15 protein-coding genes are annotated in these 16,890 nt (G+C 64.8%); 9 read left to right on the top strand and 6 right to left on the bottom strand.

Features of this window, described 5'->3' with window-relative positions; translation table 11 throughout:
- The first annotated feature begins 8 nt into the window (after positions 1 to 8).
- Positions 9 to 1,334 (top strand): glycolate oxidase subunit GlcF, encoded by a 1,326-nt coding sequence (glcF, locus tag FJ956_RS17940; RefSeq protein WP_140679254.1) that lies wholly within the window; start codon positions 9 to 11, stop codon positions 1,332 to 1,334.
- Positions 1,335 to 1,487: 153 nt separating this feature from the next.
- On the opposite strand, the gene FJ956_RS17935 is transcribed toward glcF, so the two are convergent.
- Complete coding sequence (locus tag FJ956_RS17935; RefSeq protein ID WP_140679252.1) at positions 1,488 to 2,408, bottom strand: bifunctional 5,10-methylenetetrahydrofolate dehydrogenase/5,10-methenyltetrahydrofolate cyclohydrolase; 921 nt, start codon at positions 2,406 to 2,408, stop codon at positions 1,488 to 1,490.
- Between the two features lie 370 nt (positions 2,409 to 2,778).
- A complete protein-coding gene (locus FJ956_RS17930) occupies positions 2,779 to 3,519 on the bottom strand; it encodes a L,D-transpeptidase (RefSeq protein ID WP_140679250.1) in 741 nt (246 codons plus the stop codon).
- A gap of 212 nt (positions 3,520 to 3,731) precedes the next feature.
- Here FJ956_RS17930 and FJ956_RS17925 point away from each other — a divergent pair, with 212 nt between their 5' ends.
- Positions 3,732 to 4,370, top strand: coding sequence for a DNA-3-methyladenine glycosylase I (locus FJ956_RS17925; RefSeq protein ID WP_140679247.1), 639 nt, complete (start codon positions 3,732 to 3,734; stop codon positions 4,368 to 4,370).
- Between the two features lie 46 nt (positions 4,371 to 4,416).
- Here the strand turns inward: FJ956_RS17925 and FJ956_RS17920 are convergent, their stop codons facing one another.
- Positions 4,417 to 4,788 carry a hypothetical protein gene (locus FJ956_RS17920; protein WP_140679245.1) on the bottom strand — a complete coding sequence of 124 codons (372 nt, stop codon included), beginning with the start codon at positions 4,786 to 4,788 and terminating at the stop codon, positions 4,417 to 4,419.
- 27 nt (positions 4,789 to 4,815) lie between these two features.
- Positions 4,816 to 5,043, bottom strand: a complete 228-nt coding sequence (locus FJ956_RS17915; RefSeq protein WP_140679243.1) for a hypothetical protein — start codon at positions 5,041 to 5,043, stop codon at positions 4,816 to 4,818.
- Between the two features lie 209 nt (positions 5,044 to 5,252).
- On the opposite strand from FJ956_RS17915, the gene hisS reads away from it, so the two are divergent.
- The 6 genes from hisS to FJ956_RS17880 all read left to right on the top strand — a co-directional run bounded on the left by hisS (position 5,253) and on the right by FJ956_RS17880 (position 12,683).
- Positions 5,253 to 6,818: a histidine--tRNA ligase gene (hisS, locus tag FJ956_RS17910; protein ID WP_140679241.1), complete on the top strand. Its 1,566-nt coding sequence runs from the start codon at positions 5,253 to 5,255 to the stop codon at positions 6,816 to 6,818.
- Positions 6,819 to 7,064: 246 nt separating this feature from the next.
- The gene (locus tag FJ956_RS17900) at positions 7,065 to 8,183 is read left to right on the top strand and encodes an ATP phosphoribosyltransferase regulatory subunit (RefSeq protein ID WP_140679239.1); all 1,119 of its coding nucleotides are present in this window, start codon (positions 7,065 to 7,067) and stop codon (positions 8,181 to 8,183) included.
- Positions 8,180 to 8,878 (top strand): ATP phosphoribosyltransferase, encoded by a 699-nt coding sequence (gene hisG, locus FJ956_RS17895; protein ID WP_140679237.1) that lies wholly within the window; start codon positions 8,180 to 8,182, stop codon positions 8,876 to 8,878. Before FJ956_RS17900 ends, hisG begins: the two co-directional genes overlap by 4 nt.
- A 206-nt stretch (positions 8,879 to 9,084) precedes the next feature.
- Positions 9,085 to 10,851: an AMP-binding protein gene (locus FJ956_RS17890; RefSeq protein ID WP_140679236.1), complete on the top strand. Its 1,767-nt coding sequence runs from the start codon at positions 9,085 to 9,087 to the stop codon at positions 10,849 to 10,851.
- Between the two features lie 10 nt (positions 10,852 to 10,861).
- Entirely contained in the window at positions 10,862 to 11,485 is a 624-nt protein-coding gene (locus tag FJ956_RS17885; RefSeq protein WP_140679235.1) for a poly-gamma-glutamate hydrolase family protein, read from the top strand.
- A gap of 94 nt (positions 11,486 to 11,579) precedes the next feature.
- Positions 11,580 to 12,683, top strand: a complete 1,104-nt coding sequence (locus tag FJ956_RS17880; RefSeq protein WP_140679234.1) for a calcium:proton antiporter — start codon at positions 11,580 to 11,582, stop codon at positions 12,681 to 12,683.
- A 64-nt stretch (positions 12,684 to 12,747) separates the two neighbouring features.
- On the opposite strand, the gene FJ956_RS17875 is transcribed toward FJ956_RS17880, so the two are convergent.
- Positions 12,748 to 13,656, bottom strand: coding sequence for a hydrogen peroxide-inducible genes activator (locus tag FJ956_RS17875; RefSeq protein ID WP_140679233.1), 909 nt, complete (start codon positions 13,654 to 13,656; stop codon positions 12,748 to 12,750).
- A gap of 172 nt (positions 13,657 to 13,828) precedes the next feature.
- Between FJ956_RS17875 and katG the strand changes: the two genes are divergently transcribed.
- On the top strand, positions 13,829 to 16,042 hold the full coding sequence (katG, locus tag FJ956_RS17870; protein WP_140679232.1) for a catalase/peroxidase HPI: 2,214 nt from the start codon (positions 13,829 to 13,831) through the stop codon (positions 16,040 to 16,042).
- Between the two features lie 67 nt (positions 16,043 to 16,109).
- Here katG and FJ956_RS17865 read toward each other — a convergent pair whose 3' ends face one another.
- On the bottom strand, positions 16,110 to 16,787 hold the full coding sequence (locus tag FJ956_RS17865; protein WP_140679231.1) for an MIP family channel protein: 678 nt from the start codon (positions 16,785 to 16,787) through the stop codon (positions 16,110 to 16,112).
- Between the last annotated feature and the right edge of the window lie 103 nt (positions 16,788 to 16,890).

Below are 16,890 nucleotides of genomic sequence, written 5' to 3'. Positions count from 1 at the left end.
ACCGCGACATGCAGACCAATTTCTCAGCCGCGCAGCTCGCCGACCCGCATGTCGCGGAATCGGAAAAGATCCTGCGCAAATGCGTGCATTGCGGCTTCTGCACCGCCACCTGCCCGACCTATGTGACATTGGGCAACGAGCTGGATTCCCCGCGCGGCCGCATCTACCTCATCAAGGACATGCTGGAGAACGGCCGGCCGGCGGACAAGGAGATCGTCACCCATATCGATCGCTGCCTGTCCTGCCTTGCCTGCATGACGACCTGTCCTTCTGGCGTGAACTACATGCATCTGGTCGACCATGCCCGCGCGCATATCCAGGAGACTTACAAGCGACCGCTGCTCGACCGGCTGACGCGTGCCATGCTGGCTTTCGTGCTGCCTTACCCGACCCGCTTCCGCGCCGCGTTGAAGCTTGCCGGGCTCGGCCGGCCGTTCATCGGCTTGTTCGAAAAGCTGCCGGCGCTGAAGCCGGTCGCGGCGATGCTGAAGCTTGCGCCGTCCGCGATCCCGTCGGCATCGCCGATGGCGAAACCAGGCACGCATGCCGGGCAAGGCATACCGCGTGGTCGCGTGGCGATCCTGACCGGCTGCGCGCAATCGGTGCTCGACCCTGCCATCAACGAAACCACCATCTCCCTGCTGACAAGGTTGGGAGTCGAGGTCGTGGTGCCGGACGGCGAGGGCTGCTGTGGGGCGCTGGTCCACCACATGGGCCGCGAGGACCAGGCCCTTGCCTCGGCGAGGCGGAATGTCGATGCCTGGACGCGCGCCATCGAGAAGGACGGGCTCGACGCTATCGTCATCACCGCGTCCGGCTGCGGCACCACCATCAAGGACTATGGCTTCATGCTGCGCCTCGATCCCGCCTATGCCGAAAAGGCCGCACGCGTCTCGGCCCTCGCCAAGGACATCACCGAATATCTCGCCGCGCTCGACCTGCCGGAGCCGGTGCACAAGCCGGGCACGGTCGTCGCCTATCACTCTGCCTGCTCGATGCAGCATGGCCAGAAGATCACGCGCCAGCCGATGGAGCTTCTCACCAAGGCGGGCTTCGTCGTGCGCGAGCCGCGCGAGGGGCATCTGTGCTGCGGCTCGGCCGGCACCTACAACATCCTGCAGCCCGAGATTTCCGCCAAGCTGCGCGACCGCAAGGTCAAAAACATCGAGGCGACAGGCGCCGAAATCGTCGCCACCGGCAATATCGGCTGCATCACGCAGATCGCATCCGCTGCGAAGCTGCCGGTGGTGCACACGATAAAATTGCTCGACTGGGCCTATGGCGGTCCGAAGCCGGAAGGCGTTTCTGAGCGAGGGCTTGCGGCCGCAGAGTGATCTTCGTCGCCGGCGCCCCCTCATCCGGCCGCTTTGCGGCCACCTTCTCCCCGAGGGGAGAAGAGTTTGGCGCTGGCGCCGACAATCTCCTCTCCCCGCCGGGGAGAGGTCAGCCGAGCGAAGCGGAGGCTGGGTGAGGGGGCGTGTACCGGCCTACTCCGCCGCGAGTTGATCCGGCACGCCGTAGGTGGCGCGATAAAGCGCGCGCTGGCGGTTGAGCGCCACCATGGTGTTGCGCAAGAGGATCGCGACCGTGAGCGGGCCGACGCCACCCGGCACCGGCGTGATCCAGGAGGCCACTTCCTTGACGCTGTCGGTGTCGACGTCGCCGACGATACGGGTTTCGCCGTCAGGCCCGACCTCGGAATTGATGCCGATGTCGATGACGGCAGCGCCCGGCTTCACCATGTCGGCCTTGATCAGCCTGGGCTTGCCGACGGCGACGAACAGCGCATCGGCGCGGCGCGCATGGGCTGCCAGCGAGCGCGTCATGTGGTGGCACACCGTCACCGTCGCGCCCTCGCTCATCAACAGGAAGGCGATCGGCTTGCCGACGATCTCGGAATGGCCGACGACGACCACTTCGAGCCCCTTGAGCTCGAGGCCGGTCTCCTTCAGCAGTTCGACCGAGGCCGCAGCCGTGCAGGGCGCCAGGTCGAGCTGGTTGTAGACGATGTTGCCGATCGAGGCCGGATGCATGCCCTCAACGTCCTTCAACGGATGCACCGCCGCCTGCAGCGTCTTGATCGGGATATGCGCCGGCACCGGCCGCTGGATGATGATGCCGGTGACGCGCGGGTCGGCGTTGAGGCCGTGGATAGCGGCCTCCAGCTCGCCGGCGGTGATGTCGGCTGAAAAGCGTCGCTCCTCGAAGGAGATGCCGGCAAGGGCTGCCTTGGCGCGCTGGTTGCGCACATAGACATCGACCGCTGCGGTATCGCCGACGGTGATCGAAACCAGCTTCGGCGGGAAGCCCTCGGCCGTGGCGATCGCTGCGTCCTCGCGCACCGAAGCGATGATGCGCTGGGCGACCGGGCCGCCTTTCAGGAAGCGGCTGTCGTCGGTCCGGGTCATGGCTGGCACCTTTTGCCTTCTTGAGCAATTCAGGGGACAGGCGCGAGAGCGGCTTTCTGTCTGGAATTGCGTAACAACTGAGATTTTGTGCGCTGCAATAGCAGAGGAGTGCCGGGAAATCAGCCCCGAAAGCGAAACCGCTTGCTTTCGGGGCGACTTGCCGCGCCCCGCATCAGAAGAAAAGCTCAAAAATGAAAAGGGCAGCGCGGTTGCCCGCGCTGCCCTTTCGTGACCGGCCGTATCCCCACACGGCCCGTCCCCCGTAAACTCTGCCGCCGGTTTAAGCACATCCCGCAGGATTGCACTATGACTTGGCGGCAACAGCAGGAATTAAAAGTGCTGCGCCGTCTAACCGGCTGATTCGCTATGACTATATCACCTCGACCGTGGTTCCGACATTCACGCGTTCGTAAAGGTCGACGACATCTTCGTTACGCATGCGGATGCAGCCGGAAGAGACCGCGCCGCCGATCGTCCAGGGCTGGTTGGTGCCGTGGATGCGGTATTCGGTGGTGCCGAGATAGAGCGCGCGCGCGCCGAGCGGGTTCTCGATGCCGCCGGCAAGATAGGTCGGCAGGTAACGGCCCTTGGCCGCCTCGCGCTTGATCATCTGCGCCGGCGGACGCCAATCTGGCCACACCTTCTTGTCGGTGATCTTGTGGGTACCCGACCATTCGAAGCCGGGCTTGCCGGTTCCGACGCCGTAGCGCCGCGCCTTGCCGTTCTTCTCGACCAGGAAGAGGAAGTTCTGATGCGTATCGATGATGATGGTGCCCGGCTTCGCCGGCCCGTCATAGGCGACTTCCTGGGGCAGGAAGACCGGATTGATCTGCGGCCGCATCACCATGCGCTTGGCCGGCTGCTGCACGGCCGCGGTGCGCTGCCGGTCGGGCTGCGCCTGGAACAGGTGGCGCAGCGGCGGCTGCGTTGCCTGGCGGGCAGGGCGCACGATGCCCGGTGCCTGGCCAAGCTGCAGCACCCAGGGCGCCGAAAGGTCGGGGCTCACCATGACCGGCGGCCGGTCGGCATAGCGGTCATTGGCAAGGGAGGTCGTGGCGCCGGCGGCAAGGATCGCCGCGGCACCTAGCAGGGAACAAAACGCTGTCTTCATCGGAACGCACCTTGATCGTCGAACTCGTCCGGGCAGGGAGGGCCTCGGCTTCGCGATCCTTGGCGCGGAGCGGCAAGCAAAGCATGAATCGGAATGCGTAAAATGCCGCTTTGTCAGTAAACCTTTTGGTGTGGTTACCGGCAGGTTCAGGAATCTGGTAAAGCCACCGTAAACTTGGCGCCGAGGCGCGTTAACGAACGGATTTGGTAGCGATGGCGACTGAACATGGCGGCATTCTCGACGGCCCCGACGGCAAGGCGCGCTGCTTCTGGCACGGCAATTTGCCGGATTATCTTCACTATCACGACCATGAATGGGGCCGGCCTGTCACCAATGATCAGCGGCTGTTCGAGAAAATATGCCTCGAAGGTTTCCAGTCGGGACTGTCTTGGCTGACCATCCTGCGCAAGCGCGAGAATTTTCGCGAGGCCTTCGCCGGTTTCGACTTCGACAAGGTGGCGGCGTTCACAGACGCGGATGTCGAGCGTCTGCTCGGCAATGCCGGCATCATCCGCCACCGCGGCAAGATCGTTTCGACCATCAACAACGCCAAGCGCGCCCGCGAGATGGTCGACGAGTTCGGCTCGCTTGCCGCCTGGTTCTGGAAGTTCGAGCCAGGTCCGCAGGAGCGGCCCGAAATCGTCGACCTCGCGCATCTGCGCGCCAACCCGACGACGGCGGTGTCGGTCAGGATCTCGAAGGAGTTGAAGAAGCGCGGCTGGAGCTTTGTCGGTCCGACGACAGTTTACGCCTTCATGCAGGCCATGGGCCTGGTCAACGACCATCTCGAAGGCTGCTACTGCCGCGCCGAGGTGGAGAAAGAGCGCAAGAAGCTGAAGCGGCCGAAGTAGGGCGCAGACTCACCTTCTCCCCCTGGGGGAGAAGGAAGAAGGCGCGCTATTTCTCGAACCTTGCCTTATGGCCACTGCCGTTGATGTCCCAGACAAGGCTGGAGCCGGACACGGTCAGCACCAGTCCACTGAAGCCGCTGTCGTCGGGCGTGTGATGCGTGGAGGCGGAGCTGCGGCCGGCCGGGATGACCTCGACGGTCGAGCCCTTCCTCACCCAGCAGCCCTTGCCGTACTGGTCGTTGGCGCCATAGGCGAGCGCGAATTCGAAGCTGCCGTCTTTCTTCAAAAGCAGCTCGGAACCGACTTCCATGACGCCGTTCAGGTAATAATGGCCGGCAAGACGGACATCGCCCGGCCGGCACGCGTTGGCGGTAACGGGCATGCCACAGAAAAGCGCGCACGCAAGTCGCAACTGCATGATGATCCCCCGATCGTTGAGCAAAAGTCAGAGGCTGCCGGCGCCGACCAGGAACAGCCCGGCCAGGATCGCCGCCACGGCCGCGAAGGCCGGATAGATCACCAGCAGGCCAGTCACCAGTGCGTCGCGGGCGCTCGGCTTGGCCGCCGCAGCCTCGAACGGCCCGGCCGGCTGCTGTGCCGGCTTCAGCGTGCCGCCGGCGGGCCGCAGCCTGGCCGATGTGCCGCTCTCGATGATGTCTTTAGCCGTCGTCATGGCCCCGAACCCCTTGTTTCGACGCGCTTTATGGTCGTCGATTGTGTCGGCAGCATGCCGCGCCCGCGGCGGAATTGTTTCGTTTTTGGCGCGGGTTTTGTTTCAGATCTTCCTTCACCCGCAAGGAGAGAAGGAGAAGCGCTAACCCTTGCTGCTCCAAGCGGCATCGTTTAGGAAACGCGCGCCCATTACCAGAAAAGATCGATCCCATGGCCGACAAATCCGAAAAGACGAAAGCGCGGCTGCCGCGCGGTTTTGCCGACCGCAGCGCCGAAGACATCCGCGCCGTCGAGAAGATGATGGCGACCATCCGCTCGGTCTTTGAGCTCTATGGTTTCGAGCCGGCCGACCAGCCGCTGATCGAATATACGGATGCGCTGGGCAAATTCCTGCCCGACCAGGACCGACCGAACGAAGGCGTCTTTTCCTTCCAGGACGATGACGACCAGTGGCTGTCGCTGCGTTACGACCTGACCGCGCCGACGGCGCGTTTCGTGGCGGAGAATTTCGACAAGCTGCCGAAACCCTATCGCAGCTACCGTTCCGGCTGGGTGTTCCGCAACGAGAAGCCCGGCCCCGGCCGCTTCCGCCAGTTCATGCAGTTCGACGCCGACACCATCGGCACGCCGAATGGTGTTGCAGGTGTCGCCGCCGATGCCGAGATGGCGATGATGATGGCCGATGTCATGGAAGCGCTCGGCATCAAGCGCGGCGACTATGTCATCCGCGTCAACAACCGCAAAGTGCTGGATGGGGTGCTGGAGGCGATCGGCCTCGGCGGCGACCAGAATGCCGGCCGCCGGCTGACGGTGCTGCGCGCCATCGACAAGCTCGACAAGATCGGACCCGAAGGCATCGCCCAACTGCTGGGCGCCGGCCGCAAGGACGAGAGCGGCGATTTCACCAAGGGCGCCGGGCTCGAACACAGGGCGATCGAGACCGTTCTCTATTTCATGAATTACGAACCTGGCCCGGTGGCCGGCGAATGGCGCAAGCTTGAGGTGGCAACTGACATCTCGCCAAATGCTGCTCAGATCCGCTGGCTGAAGACGTTGGACTATTTTGCCGATACCGGCCGCGAAGGCGTCGAGGAATTGGCGGCGATTGCGGCCATGGTGGATACCGCCGGCTACGCGGGCCGCGTGCTCGTCGACACCTCCGTCGTGCGTGGCCTCGAATACTACACCGGCCCGGTCCTCGAGGCCGAGCTCCTGGCCGAAATCCCCAATGATGAAGGCCAGATCGTGCGCTTCGGCTCGGTCGGCGGCGGCGGGCGCTATGACGGGCTGGTCTCGCGCTTCCGCGGCGAGCCGGTGCCGGCGACCGGCTTCTCCATCGGCGTCTCCCGGCTGATGACGGCGCTGAAGAACCTCGGCAAGCTCGATATCTCCGACGTCATTGCCCCGGTCGTGGTGCTGGTCATGGACAAGGACACGACAAGCCTCGGCCGCTACCAGAAGATGGTCGCGGACCTGCGCGCCGCCGGCATCCGCTCCGAAATGTATCTCGGCGGCGCCGGCATGAAGGCGCAGCTGAAATACGCCGACCGCCGCGGCAGCCCGGTCGCCATCATCCAGGGCGGCGACGAGCGCGCCAAGGGCGAGCTGCAGATCAAGGACCTGATCGAAGGCGCGCGCCTGTCGGCCGAGATCACCGACAATGCCGAATGGCGGGCGGCACGGCCGGCGCAAGTGACGGTGGCGGAGGGGGAGCTGGTTGCCGAGGTGAGGAAGATACTCGCGGCGCAGGCCGAGGAGCGTGCACGTGGGAAGTAGAGGCCGCGTTCTGTCGCGCCCCCCTCTGTCCTGCCGGACATCTCCCCCACAAGGGGGGAGATCGGATGTCACGCCGGCTTTCGCCAATTTTGAACGTTGCAGGAAGAGGCGCGGAACCCGAGCTGCCAATCTCCCCCCTAGTGGGGGAGATGTCCGGCAGGACAGAGGGGGGCGCCGTAGAGCGCCAACCTTCGGCGATAGGCCCCCTGATCCCAAAGCAGGGGTGCGCGGAATGGAGCGGGCAAGTTGACCTCCCGTCCCGCCATCGCCGCCGACATCGTCAAACTCTTCGCCACCCGCGACACCCACGCGGTCGAAGTCGCCGTGCTGCAGCCGGCCGATCCGTTCCTCGACATGGCCGGCGAGGACCTGCGGCGCCGCATCTTCCTGACCGAAAGCGAGACCGGCAAGACGCTGTGCCTAAGGCCCGAATTCACCATTCCGGTCTGCCTCGACCACATCGGCAGCCAGGCCGGCACGCCGCGCCGCTATTCCTATCTGGGCGAGGTGTTCCGCCAGCGCCGCGACGGCGGCAACGAGTTCTTCCAGGCCGGCATCGAGGATCTCGGTGATCGCGACATGGCCGCCGCCGACGCCCGCTCGCTGGCCGATGCGCATGCGCTGCTATCGCTGGTGCTGCCCGGCCAGACACTTGCCATCACGCTCGGCGACCAGACCCTGTTCGAGGCCGTGCTGGCAGCGCTTGGCCTGCCACGCGGCTGGCGCATGCGGCTCGCGCGCGCCTTCGGCTCGGCGCCGATGCTGGAAGCAGCGCTTGCCGATCTCGCCAATCCGCCGCGCAACAGCCAGCTCTCCGGTCCGGTCGCCCTGCTTGCGCTCGACGGCGATGCGGAAGGCCTCGCCGCGCATATCTCTGCCGGCATCGAGGAGGCCGGGCTGTCGGCATCGTCCGGCCGCGCCCCGGTCGACATCGCGCGCCGGCTGATCGAGAAAGCGCAGCTGCGCAGCGTGCGGCTGTCCGACGAGGCGTTTTCGGCGCTGAAAGGTTTTCTCGAGATCGACGTCGCGCTCAGCGGCGCGACCGCGGCGCTGGAAAAATTCGCCGCCGATGCCGGCCTCTCGCTGGGACCGGCGCTGGAGAATTTCGCCGCCCGCGCCAAGGCGATAGAGGCGCATGGCCTGTCCGCGGCGCAAATCCGCTATGACGCCGCTTTCGGCCGTCCGCTCGATTACTATACCGGCCTCGTCTTCGAGATTGCCGCCGGCGACAGCGACCGCCCGCTGGCCGGCGGCGGCCGCTACGATAGGCTGCTGACGCTGCTCGGCGCCAGGAAGCCTATACCCGGCGTCGGCTTTTCGGTCTGGCTCGATCGCATCGAAGCCTTGCAGGAGCGCGCGAGATGATCACGCTGGCGATCCCGTCGAAGGGCCGTCTCAAGGAGCAGTCCCTCGAAGTGCTGGCCAAGGCCGGCTTGGCCGTCACCTTGCCTGAGGACGACCGCAAATACCGTGCCCGCATCGACGGCCTCGACGATGTCGAGGTGGCCTTCCTGTCCGCGTCCGAGATCGCCGGCGAGATCGGCCAGGGCGCGGTCGATCTCGGCATCACCGGCGAGGACCTTTTGCGCGAGAACCTCGCCGATTGGGAAGCGCGCGCCGAGATCGTCGCCCGCCTCGGCTTCGGCCATGCCGATGTCGTGGTCGCGGTGCCCGCCATCTGGCTCGATGTCGACACCATGGCCGACCTCGACGACGTCGCCGCCGATTTCCGCCAGCGCCACGGCCGGCGGCTCAGGATCGCCACCAAATACTGGCGCCTGACGCAGCAGTTCTTTTCACTCAAGCACGGCATCCAGGTCTACCGCATCGTCGAAAGCCTCGGCGCCACCGAAGGCGCCCCAGCTGCAGGCCTGGCCGACGTCATCGTCGACATCACCACCACCGGCTCGACGCTGCGCGCCAATCACCTCAAGGTGCTGGGCGACGGCACGATCCTGAAGTCGCAGGCCTGCCTAGTGGCTTCGAAGAAGGCGCGTGACGCGAAAGATGAAGCGCAGCTGCGCGATATCGCCGCGAAGATGTCAGCAATAACGGGGTAGCGTCGGCGCTCTCCCTCATCCGGCCGCTTCGCGGCCACCTTCTCCGCGTCGGGGAGAAGAGGTTGGCCACGACGCTGACAATCTCCTCTCCCCAGTGGGGAGAGGTCAGCCGAGCGAAGCGGAGGCTGGGTGAGCGGCAGTACCTTCGGCGGGTTTCCACCGCCTTTGCGGGCTGATAGGCTCGATCATCCCGGGAGGAAACGGCGATGGCGATCAAACTCGACGAGCTCATGAACGCCACCAATCTGCGCGGGCGCGGCGCCAGCGGCACCTTCATTGCCCCGCCGGGCGGCAAGGCGCATGTATCGGGCGATCGCTTAGTGCCCCTGCTCGACAAGACTATTCCCGAACTGTTTTCCGACACGGTGAGCAGATACGCCACGCTCGACGCCGCCGTTTTCGTCGGTCAGGACAAGCGTTTCACCTGGAGCGAGCTGTCGGATGCCGTCGACGCCTTGGCCGCCGGCTTCCTGGCGCTGGGTCTGGAAAAAGGCGACCGCGTCGGTATCTGGTCGCCGAACCGTTGGGAATGGCTGGTGACGCAGTTCGCCACCGCGCGCATCGGCCTGATCCTCGTCAACATCAATCCGGCCTACCGGCTGACCGAGCTGGAATACGCGCTGAACAAAGTCAGCTGCAAGGCGCTGGTCACCGCCGCGCAGTTCAAGACCTCCGATTATCTCGGCATGATCGAGACATTGGCTCCGGAACTAGCCGCCGCCGAGCCCGGTAAGCTCAAGGCCAAGAAACTGCCGGCGCTGAAGATCGTCATCCGGATGGGCGACGACAACTCGCCCGGCATGTTCAATTTCGGCGACGTGCTCGCCATGGCCGGGCGTGACGAGCATGACAGCCTCGACCGCATCTCGGAAGGCCTGAAGCCCGGCGACGCCATCAACATCCAGTTCACCTCAGGCACGACGGGCGCGCCGAAAGGCGCGACGCTGACGCATTCCAACATCGTCAACAATGGCAATTTCGTGACTTCGGCGATCAGGCTCACCGCCGACGACCGGCTCTGCATCCCGGTGCCGCTCTACCATTGCTTCGGCATGTCGATGGGCACGATGGGCTGCGTCTCCAACGGCGCCACCATGGTCTTCCCGGGCGAGGGTTTCGATGCCGGCGCGACGCTGAAAGCGGTCGCGCAGGAGCGCTGCACCGGGCTCTACGGCGTACCGACCATGTTCGTCGCCATGCTCGACCATGTCGATTTTTCCAGCTTCGATCTCTCCAGCCTGCGCACCGGCATCATGGCCGGCTCGCCATGCCCGATCGAGGTGATGAAGAAGGTCGTCTCGCTCATGCATATGGCGCAAGTGACCATCGCCTATGGCATGACGGAGACCAGTCCCGTCTCCTTCCAGAGCAGCGTCGACGATCCGCTGGAAAAACGCGTCTCCACCGTCGGCCGCATCCACCCGCATGTCGAGGTCAAGGCGATCGGCGCCGACGGCGGCACCGTCGCGGTCGGCGAGCCTGGCGAGCTCTGCACGCGCGGCTATTCGGTGATGAAGGGCTATTGGGACGACGCCGACAAGACCCGCGAGGCGATCGACGTCGACGGCTGGATGCACACGGGCGACCTCGCCACGATCGACGCCGAGGGCTATTGCAACATTGTCGGCCGGGTGAAGGACATGGTCATCCGCGGCGGCGAGAACGTCTATCCGCGCGAGGTCGAGGAATTCCTCTATCGCCATCCCAAGATCAAGGAAGTGCAGGTTTTCGGTATCCCGGACGATAAATATGGCGAGGAGCTCTGCGCCTGGATCGTGCTGAAGCCCGATCAGATCGCCACCGCCGAGGAGATCAAGGCCTTCTGCGCCGGCCAGATCGCGCATTACAAGGTGCCGCGCTACATCCGCTTCCGCACCGAGCTGCCGATGACGGTGACTGGCAAGCCGCAGAAGTTCCTGATGCGCGCGGCGATGGTGGAGGAGCTCGGGCTGGTGGCGCAGAAGACGGCTTGAAACGGCATTTATGGACAACGAGTTTCCAAATTTCGCGGCGCTGAAAGCCGCCAAAATCGAAAACGTGGATTATCGCATAGTCGTCCGGCGCGGCGCGCGAACCGGCAGCGCGATCGTCATGGCTCCGCATGGCGGCAAGATCGAGCCCCGCACCTCCCTGATCACCGAGACGATAGCAGGAGGCGATCTCGATATGTATTGCTTTGAAGGCCTCATGCCGGAAAGCAACCGGGAGCTCCACATAACGTCGAGGAACTTCGACGAGGCAACCGCGCTGGAACTGTTGCGGACGAAGTCCACTGTCGTCGCCATCCACGGTCGCCAGGATCGGGATGATCTCGCGACAGTCTACATGGGCGGCAAGGACGCTGCGTTGGTTTCAGAGACAGCCTGGCGTCTGCAGGAGGCCGGCTTCCCGACAAAGAAGGACAACCATCCGTTTCCGGGTATCCAGGATTCGAACATCGTCAACCGAGGGCTGACGGGCAAAGGCGCACAGCTGGAAGTGCCCTTCTCGCTGCGCCGTCGACTGGGGAACGAGCCGGAGCTTCTGGAAAGATTCTGTGGGGCGGTTCGCAAGGCCATCGAGGCATTCGACGCCAGAAATGATGCCCGGTCCTCAATCGTGTTTTGAACGGTGCGCTTGGCGGGCAAAGATGCCCATGAGAGGTGCTCCCCAGGCGCTTTTCCGCTAAGTTCGCGCAAACGCGTGGCCTTCGGGGGCTTGAATGACTGGTTACGGGCGGTCGGTGACTTCCTACACGATGCCGTTGGCCGCGCTGGCGATGGCTCTCGCGGTCAGGGCGAGCGGCCTCTCGGTCGACGAGGGGTCGCTGAACGCCAGGATACTCGTTGGAGCGCTGTCGAGCGCCATCATGTTCACCACCATTTTCGTGGTGCTCGACCACGCCGAGGCAGTGGCCCGGCGCATAGGGGAGCCCTACGGAACCTTGGTGCTGACTTTTGCGGTCACGGCGATCGAGGTGTCGATCATCGTCTCCATGATGCTGCACGGAGAAAACAACCCGACGCTGGCGCGCGAGTCCGTCTTCTCGACGGTGATGATCACCTCCACCGGCGTCGTCGGCATATGTCTCACCCTTGGCGGTTGGCGCTATCGCAAGCAGGCGATCCTCCGGCAAGGCACCAACGCCTACCTGTCGGTTCTGATCGCGCTGACCGTAATGACGCTCATTCTTCCGACCTACACCCAAGCCACGGATCCCGGCACGTTTTCGGCGGCTCAGCTTGGTTTCGTAAGCGTCCTTTCGGTGCTGCTCTATGCGAGCTTCGTGTTCGCCCAGACCGTCAGGCACCGGGAGGACTTCGTCCAGGGACAGGCGCACGACGCTCCGACGCGAACTGCCACCCACGAAAGCATTTCCGTCAGCGCCCTGTTGCTGCTGAGCGGGCTCATCGGCATAGTCCTGCTCGCCGAGCAGGTCGCCGCAAGTGTCGAGGATGCGCTCGCTGCCTACCAGGTGACCCAGGCCGACAGCATCGTGGGGGCATTGATCGCGGCGCTGGTTTTGATGCCGGAAGGCATTTCGGCGATCCGCGCCTCGTTCAAGAATGAGCTGCAGCGCAGCCTGAATGTCGCGATGGGCTCGGCCTGCGCCACGATCGGTTTGACGATACCGGCGGTCGCGGCGGCCAGCCTGCTGACGGGCAGGGGGCTGACCCTGGGGCTTCCAGCCTCCGATGCCGTGCTTCTGGTGCTGGCGCTTTTCATATGCAGCGTGAGCTTCAGCACCGAAAGGACGACCTTCCTGACCGGCATGGTCCATGTCGTGGTGTTTTTCACCTATGTGTTTCTGATCTTCGTGCCGTGAAATGTTGCAGGCCGGCCGGCCATCAGGCGCATGTATGCAGGTATAGAGGCGCCTGGAAAGGCGCTCACACCCCCAGCACCGCCCGGTCCAGCCCACGTATGATCCGCGCCAACTCCACGCACTCGTCCTGCCTTACCTTGTTCTTCCGCCAGGCCATGCAGATCATGCGCTGCGGCATCGGTTCCTGGAACGGCACGATCCTCAGATCCGGCATGACGCCGGCAGCACTTGCCGCCATTTCCGGCACCAGCGTGACGCCGAGCCCATGCGCCACCATCTGCAACAGCGTCGTCAGGCTGGTCGCGCCGTAGCTTGCCATCGCCACCGGCCGCACATTGCCGCAGACGGCCAGCGCCTGCTCGCGCAGGCAGTGGCCTTCCTCCAGAAGCATCAGCCGCTCCAGCGCCGGGCTCTCGGGCGGCACCGGCGGCGAGGCGAAGGCCGGATCGCCGGCGGGAACGGCGAGGAAGAAGCGGTCGGGAAAAAGCCCTTCGGTGACGATCGCCGGCTGATCGAGCGGCAAGGCCGCGATGAAGGCGTCGAGCCGGCCGGACGTCGCATCCTCGACCAGCGATGCGGTCACCGCCTCGCGCAGTTCGAGCTGGAGGGAAGGGTAGTGCTTTTTCAGCTCCGGCAGAACATGCGGCAGGAGGTAGGGCGCGACCGTCGGGATGATGCCCAGCCGGAAGCGCCCTTCCATCGCCGGGCGGCCGCGTCGGGCAGTCGTCTCGACGTCACGTATGTCGGCCAGAATGCGCTCGATACGCGGCTGCAGGGCAAGCGCCTCGTCGGTCATGCGCACTGTCTTGCCGCCGCGCTCGAACAACAGGCAGTTCAGCCGCTCTTCCATCTCGGCGATCTGCGTGGAAAGGGCCGGCTGGCTGACGCCGGCAAGCTTCGCCGCGCGGCCGAAATGCAGCGTCTGCGCCAGCGCGTCGAAATACTGCATCTGCCGAACGGTGAGGCCGATCATAAGGAAATCCTATCAAACAAAACAGGAAAGGCAATTTGTCTTTATCGGCCGGCCGGCCTAGTCTGGAATCATTCCAGGTTGGCGCGGCCAGTGGCTGCCCCCGAAATTTCGGGAAAAATCAACCTCGGCAAAATTCAACCACGGCAAACCTCGGCAGAATCGGGAGACTAAGATGGACGCGAAAACCGACGACAACAGCGCTGGCAAATGCCCCGTGGCGCATGGATCCGCCGGCCGGACCAACCGTGACTGGTGGCCGAACCAGCTCGACCTTGCCGTTCTTCACCAGCAGTCGAATCTCTCGGACCCGATGGGCGAGGATTTCGACTATGCCAAGGAGTTCGCAAGCCTCGACCTCGATGCGGTGGTCAAGGACCTGCACAAGGTCATGACGGATTCGCAGGATTGGTGGCCGGCCGACTTCGGCCATTATGGGCCGCTCTTCATCCGCATGGCCTGGCACAGCGCCGGCACCTATCGCATCGGCGACGGCCGCGGCGGCGCCGGTGCCGGTCAGCAGCGCTTCGCGCCGCTGAACAGCTGGCCGGACAACGCCAATCTCGACAAGGCGCGCCGGCTGCTTTGGCCGGTCAAGCAGAAATACGGCCGCAAGATCTCCTGGGCCGATCTTCTGATCCTCACCGGCAACGTCGCGCTGGAATCGATGGGCTTCAAGACCTTCGGCTTCGCCGGCGGCCGCGCCGATGTGTGGGAGCCGGAGCAGGACGTGGACTGGGGCTCCGAGACCAAGTGGCTCGGCGACGAGCGTTATTCGGGCGATCGCGAGCTGAGCGGCCATCTCGGCGCAGTGCAGATGGGCCTCATCTACGTCAACCCGGAAGGCCCGAACGGCAAGCCGGATCCGATCGCCGCCGCGCGCGACATCCGCGAGACGTTCGGCCGCATGGCGATGAACGACGAGGAGACCGTGGCGCTGATCGCCGGTGGCCATACCTTCGGCAAGACCCATGGCGCCGGTGACGCCTCGCTGGTGGGCGCCGAGCCCGAAGGCGCGGGCATTGAGGCGCAGGGCCTCGGCTGGTCGAGCAAACATGCCTCCGGCATTGCCGGCGACGCCATCACCTCGGGCCTCGAGGTCACCTGGACGACGACGCCGACCAAATGGAGCAACAATTTCTTCGACAACCTGTTCAATTACGAATGGGAGCTGACGAAGAGCCCGGCAGGCGCCCATCAATGGACGCCGAAGGCCGGCGCCGGTGCCGGCACCGTCCCGGACGCGCACAACGCTTCGAAGCGCCACGCGCCGGCTATGCTCACCACCGACCTCGCGCTGCGTTTCGACCCGGCCTACGAGAAGATCTCGCGCCGCTTCCACCAGCATCCGGACCAGTTTGCCGACGCCTTCGCCCGCGCCTGGTTCAAGCTTACCCACCGCGACATGGGCCCGGTGGTGCGCTATCTCGGCCCGCTCGTGCCGAAGGAAGAGCTGATCTGGCAGGACCCGATCCCGGCGATCGACCATGAGCTGGTCAGCGAGGCCGACATCGCTTCGCTCAAGGCCAAGATCCTGGCTTCCGGCCTCTCGGTCTCCGAGCTGGTCTCGACCGCCTGGGCTTCGGCCTCGACCTTCCGCGGCTCGGACAAGCGCGGCGGCGCCAATGGCGGCCGCATCCGGCTTGAGCCCCAGAAGGATTGGGAGGTCAACCAGCCGGCCCAGCTCGCCAAGGTGCTGGCCAAGCTGGAAGCCATCCAGAAGGAGTTCAACGCCGCGCAGGCCGGCGGCAAGAAGGTCTCGCTCGCCGATCTCATCGTCCTTGGCGGCGTCGCCGCGGTCGAGAAGGCGGCGAAGGACGGAGGCAATGACGTGAAGGTGCCCTTCACGCCGGGCCGCATGGACGCTTCGCAGGAGCAGACGGATGTCGCCTCCTTCGCCGCGCTGGAGCCGAAAGTCGACGGCTTCCGCAACTACAGCAGAGGCAGGTTGCCGATGTCGGTCGAAGCGATGCTGGTCGACCGCGCCCAGCTGTTGACGCTGACAGCGCCGGAAATGACGGTGCTGGTCGGCGGCTTGCGGGTGCTCGGCGCAAATGCCGGCGGCTCCAAGCATGGTGTTTTCACCGACAGGCCGGGCCAGCTCACCAACGACTTCTTCGTCAACCTGCTCTCGATGGCGACCGTCTGGGATCCGGCGGCCGGCTCAGAGCCGGGCTCGGACGAGGTCTACGAAGCGCGAGACCGCAAGACCAAAGAGGTCAAGTGGACCGGCACCCGTGCCGACCTGATCTTCGGCTCGCACGCGCAACTGCGCGCGCTCTCCGAGGTCTATGGCTCGGGCGATGCCAAGGCGAAGTTCGTCAAGGATTTCGTCAAGGCGTGGACCAAGGTGATGAACGCCGACCGCTTCGACATCGCCACGAAGTAAGATCGTATCCTCCCAACGAAAAAGGCGCGGGTCATGCCCGCGCCTTTTTTGCATTTATCCAGAGCTGTCAGTCTTTTTCGAAGATGCCGGCCTTGGCGACGACGCCGGCGATCGCGCCGCCGACCAGCGGCGCGACGATGAACAGCCATAGCTGGCTGAGCGCGGCACTTCCCGAAAACAGCGCCGGGCCGATCGAGCGCGCCGGGTTGACCGAGGTGCCGGTCACCGGGATCATGGCGAAGTGGATCCCCGCCAGCGTCAGGCCGATGACCAGGCCGGCAAAGGCGGTGGTGTGCTTGGCGTTGGTGACGCCGAGGATCACGGTGACGAAGGTGAAGGTGCCGATCAGTTCCCACAGGAAGGCCGAGCTCATCCCCCATTTGGCCTCGTCCCAGCCATTGGCGCCGAAGCCGCCGGTGTGGCCGCCGGCCTGGCCGGAAACGATGATCCACAGCGCCAGCGAGGCGATGATGGCGCCAATGATCTGCGCGATCCAGTAGGGGACGACATCCTTGGCCGGCATTCGCCCCGCCAGGAACACGCCGAGCGTTACCGCCGGATTGAGATGCGCGCCCGAGATCGGGCCGATCGCATAGGCCGCGGCGATCAGGCCGATGCCGAACGCCAGGCCGATGCCTTCCTGTCCGAGCGGCAGCGCGCCGCCGAAACCGCCCGTGACCACGGAGGCCGTGCCGATGAACACCAACAAAAACGTGCCGAGAACTTCTGCCAGATAAGTCTTCATTGCCCTCTCCTCATAGGATCCGCCAAACCGCGTTTCCCGCGCCGCGAATCACCGCCGGAAGAGTATTCCTGCGGGCAACACTTGGAAAGCTGAGAGGTTAAGC

This window comes from Mesorhizobium sp. B2-4-3 (assembly GCF_006442815.1).
Classification (GTDB): domain Bacteria; phylum Pseudomonadota; class Alphaproteobacteria; order Rhizobiales; family Rhizobiaceae; genus Mesorhizobium.
The sequence above is the reverse complement of the archived record's forward strand: the minus strand, read 5'-3'. Positions and strand labels throughout refer to the sequence as shown.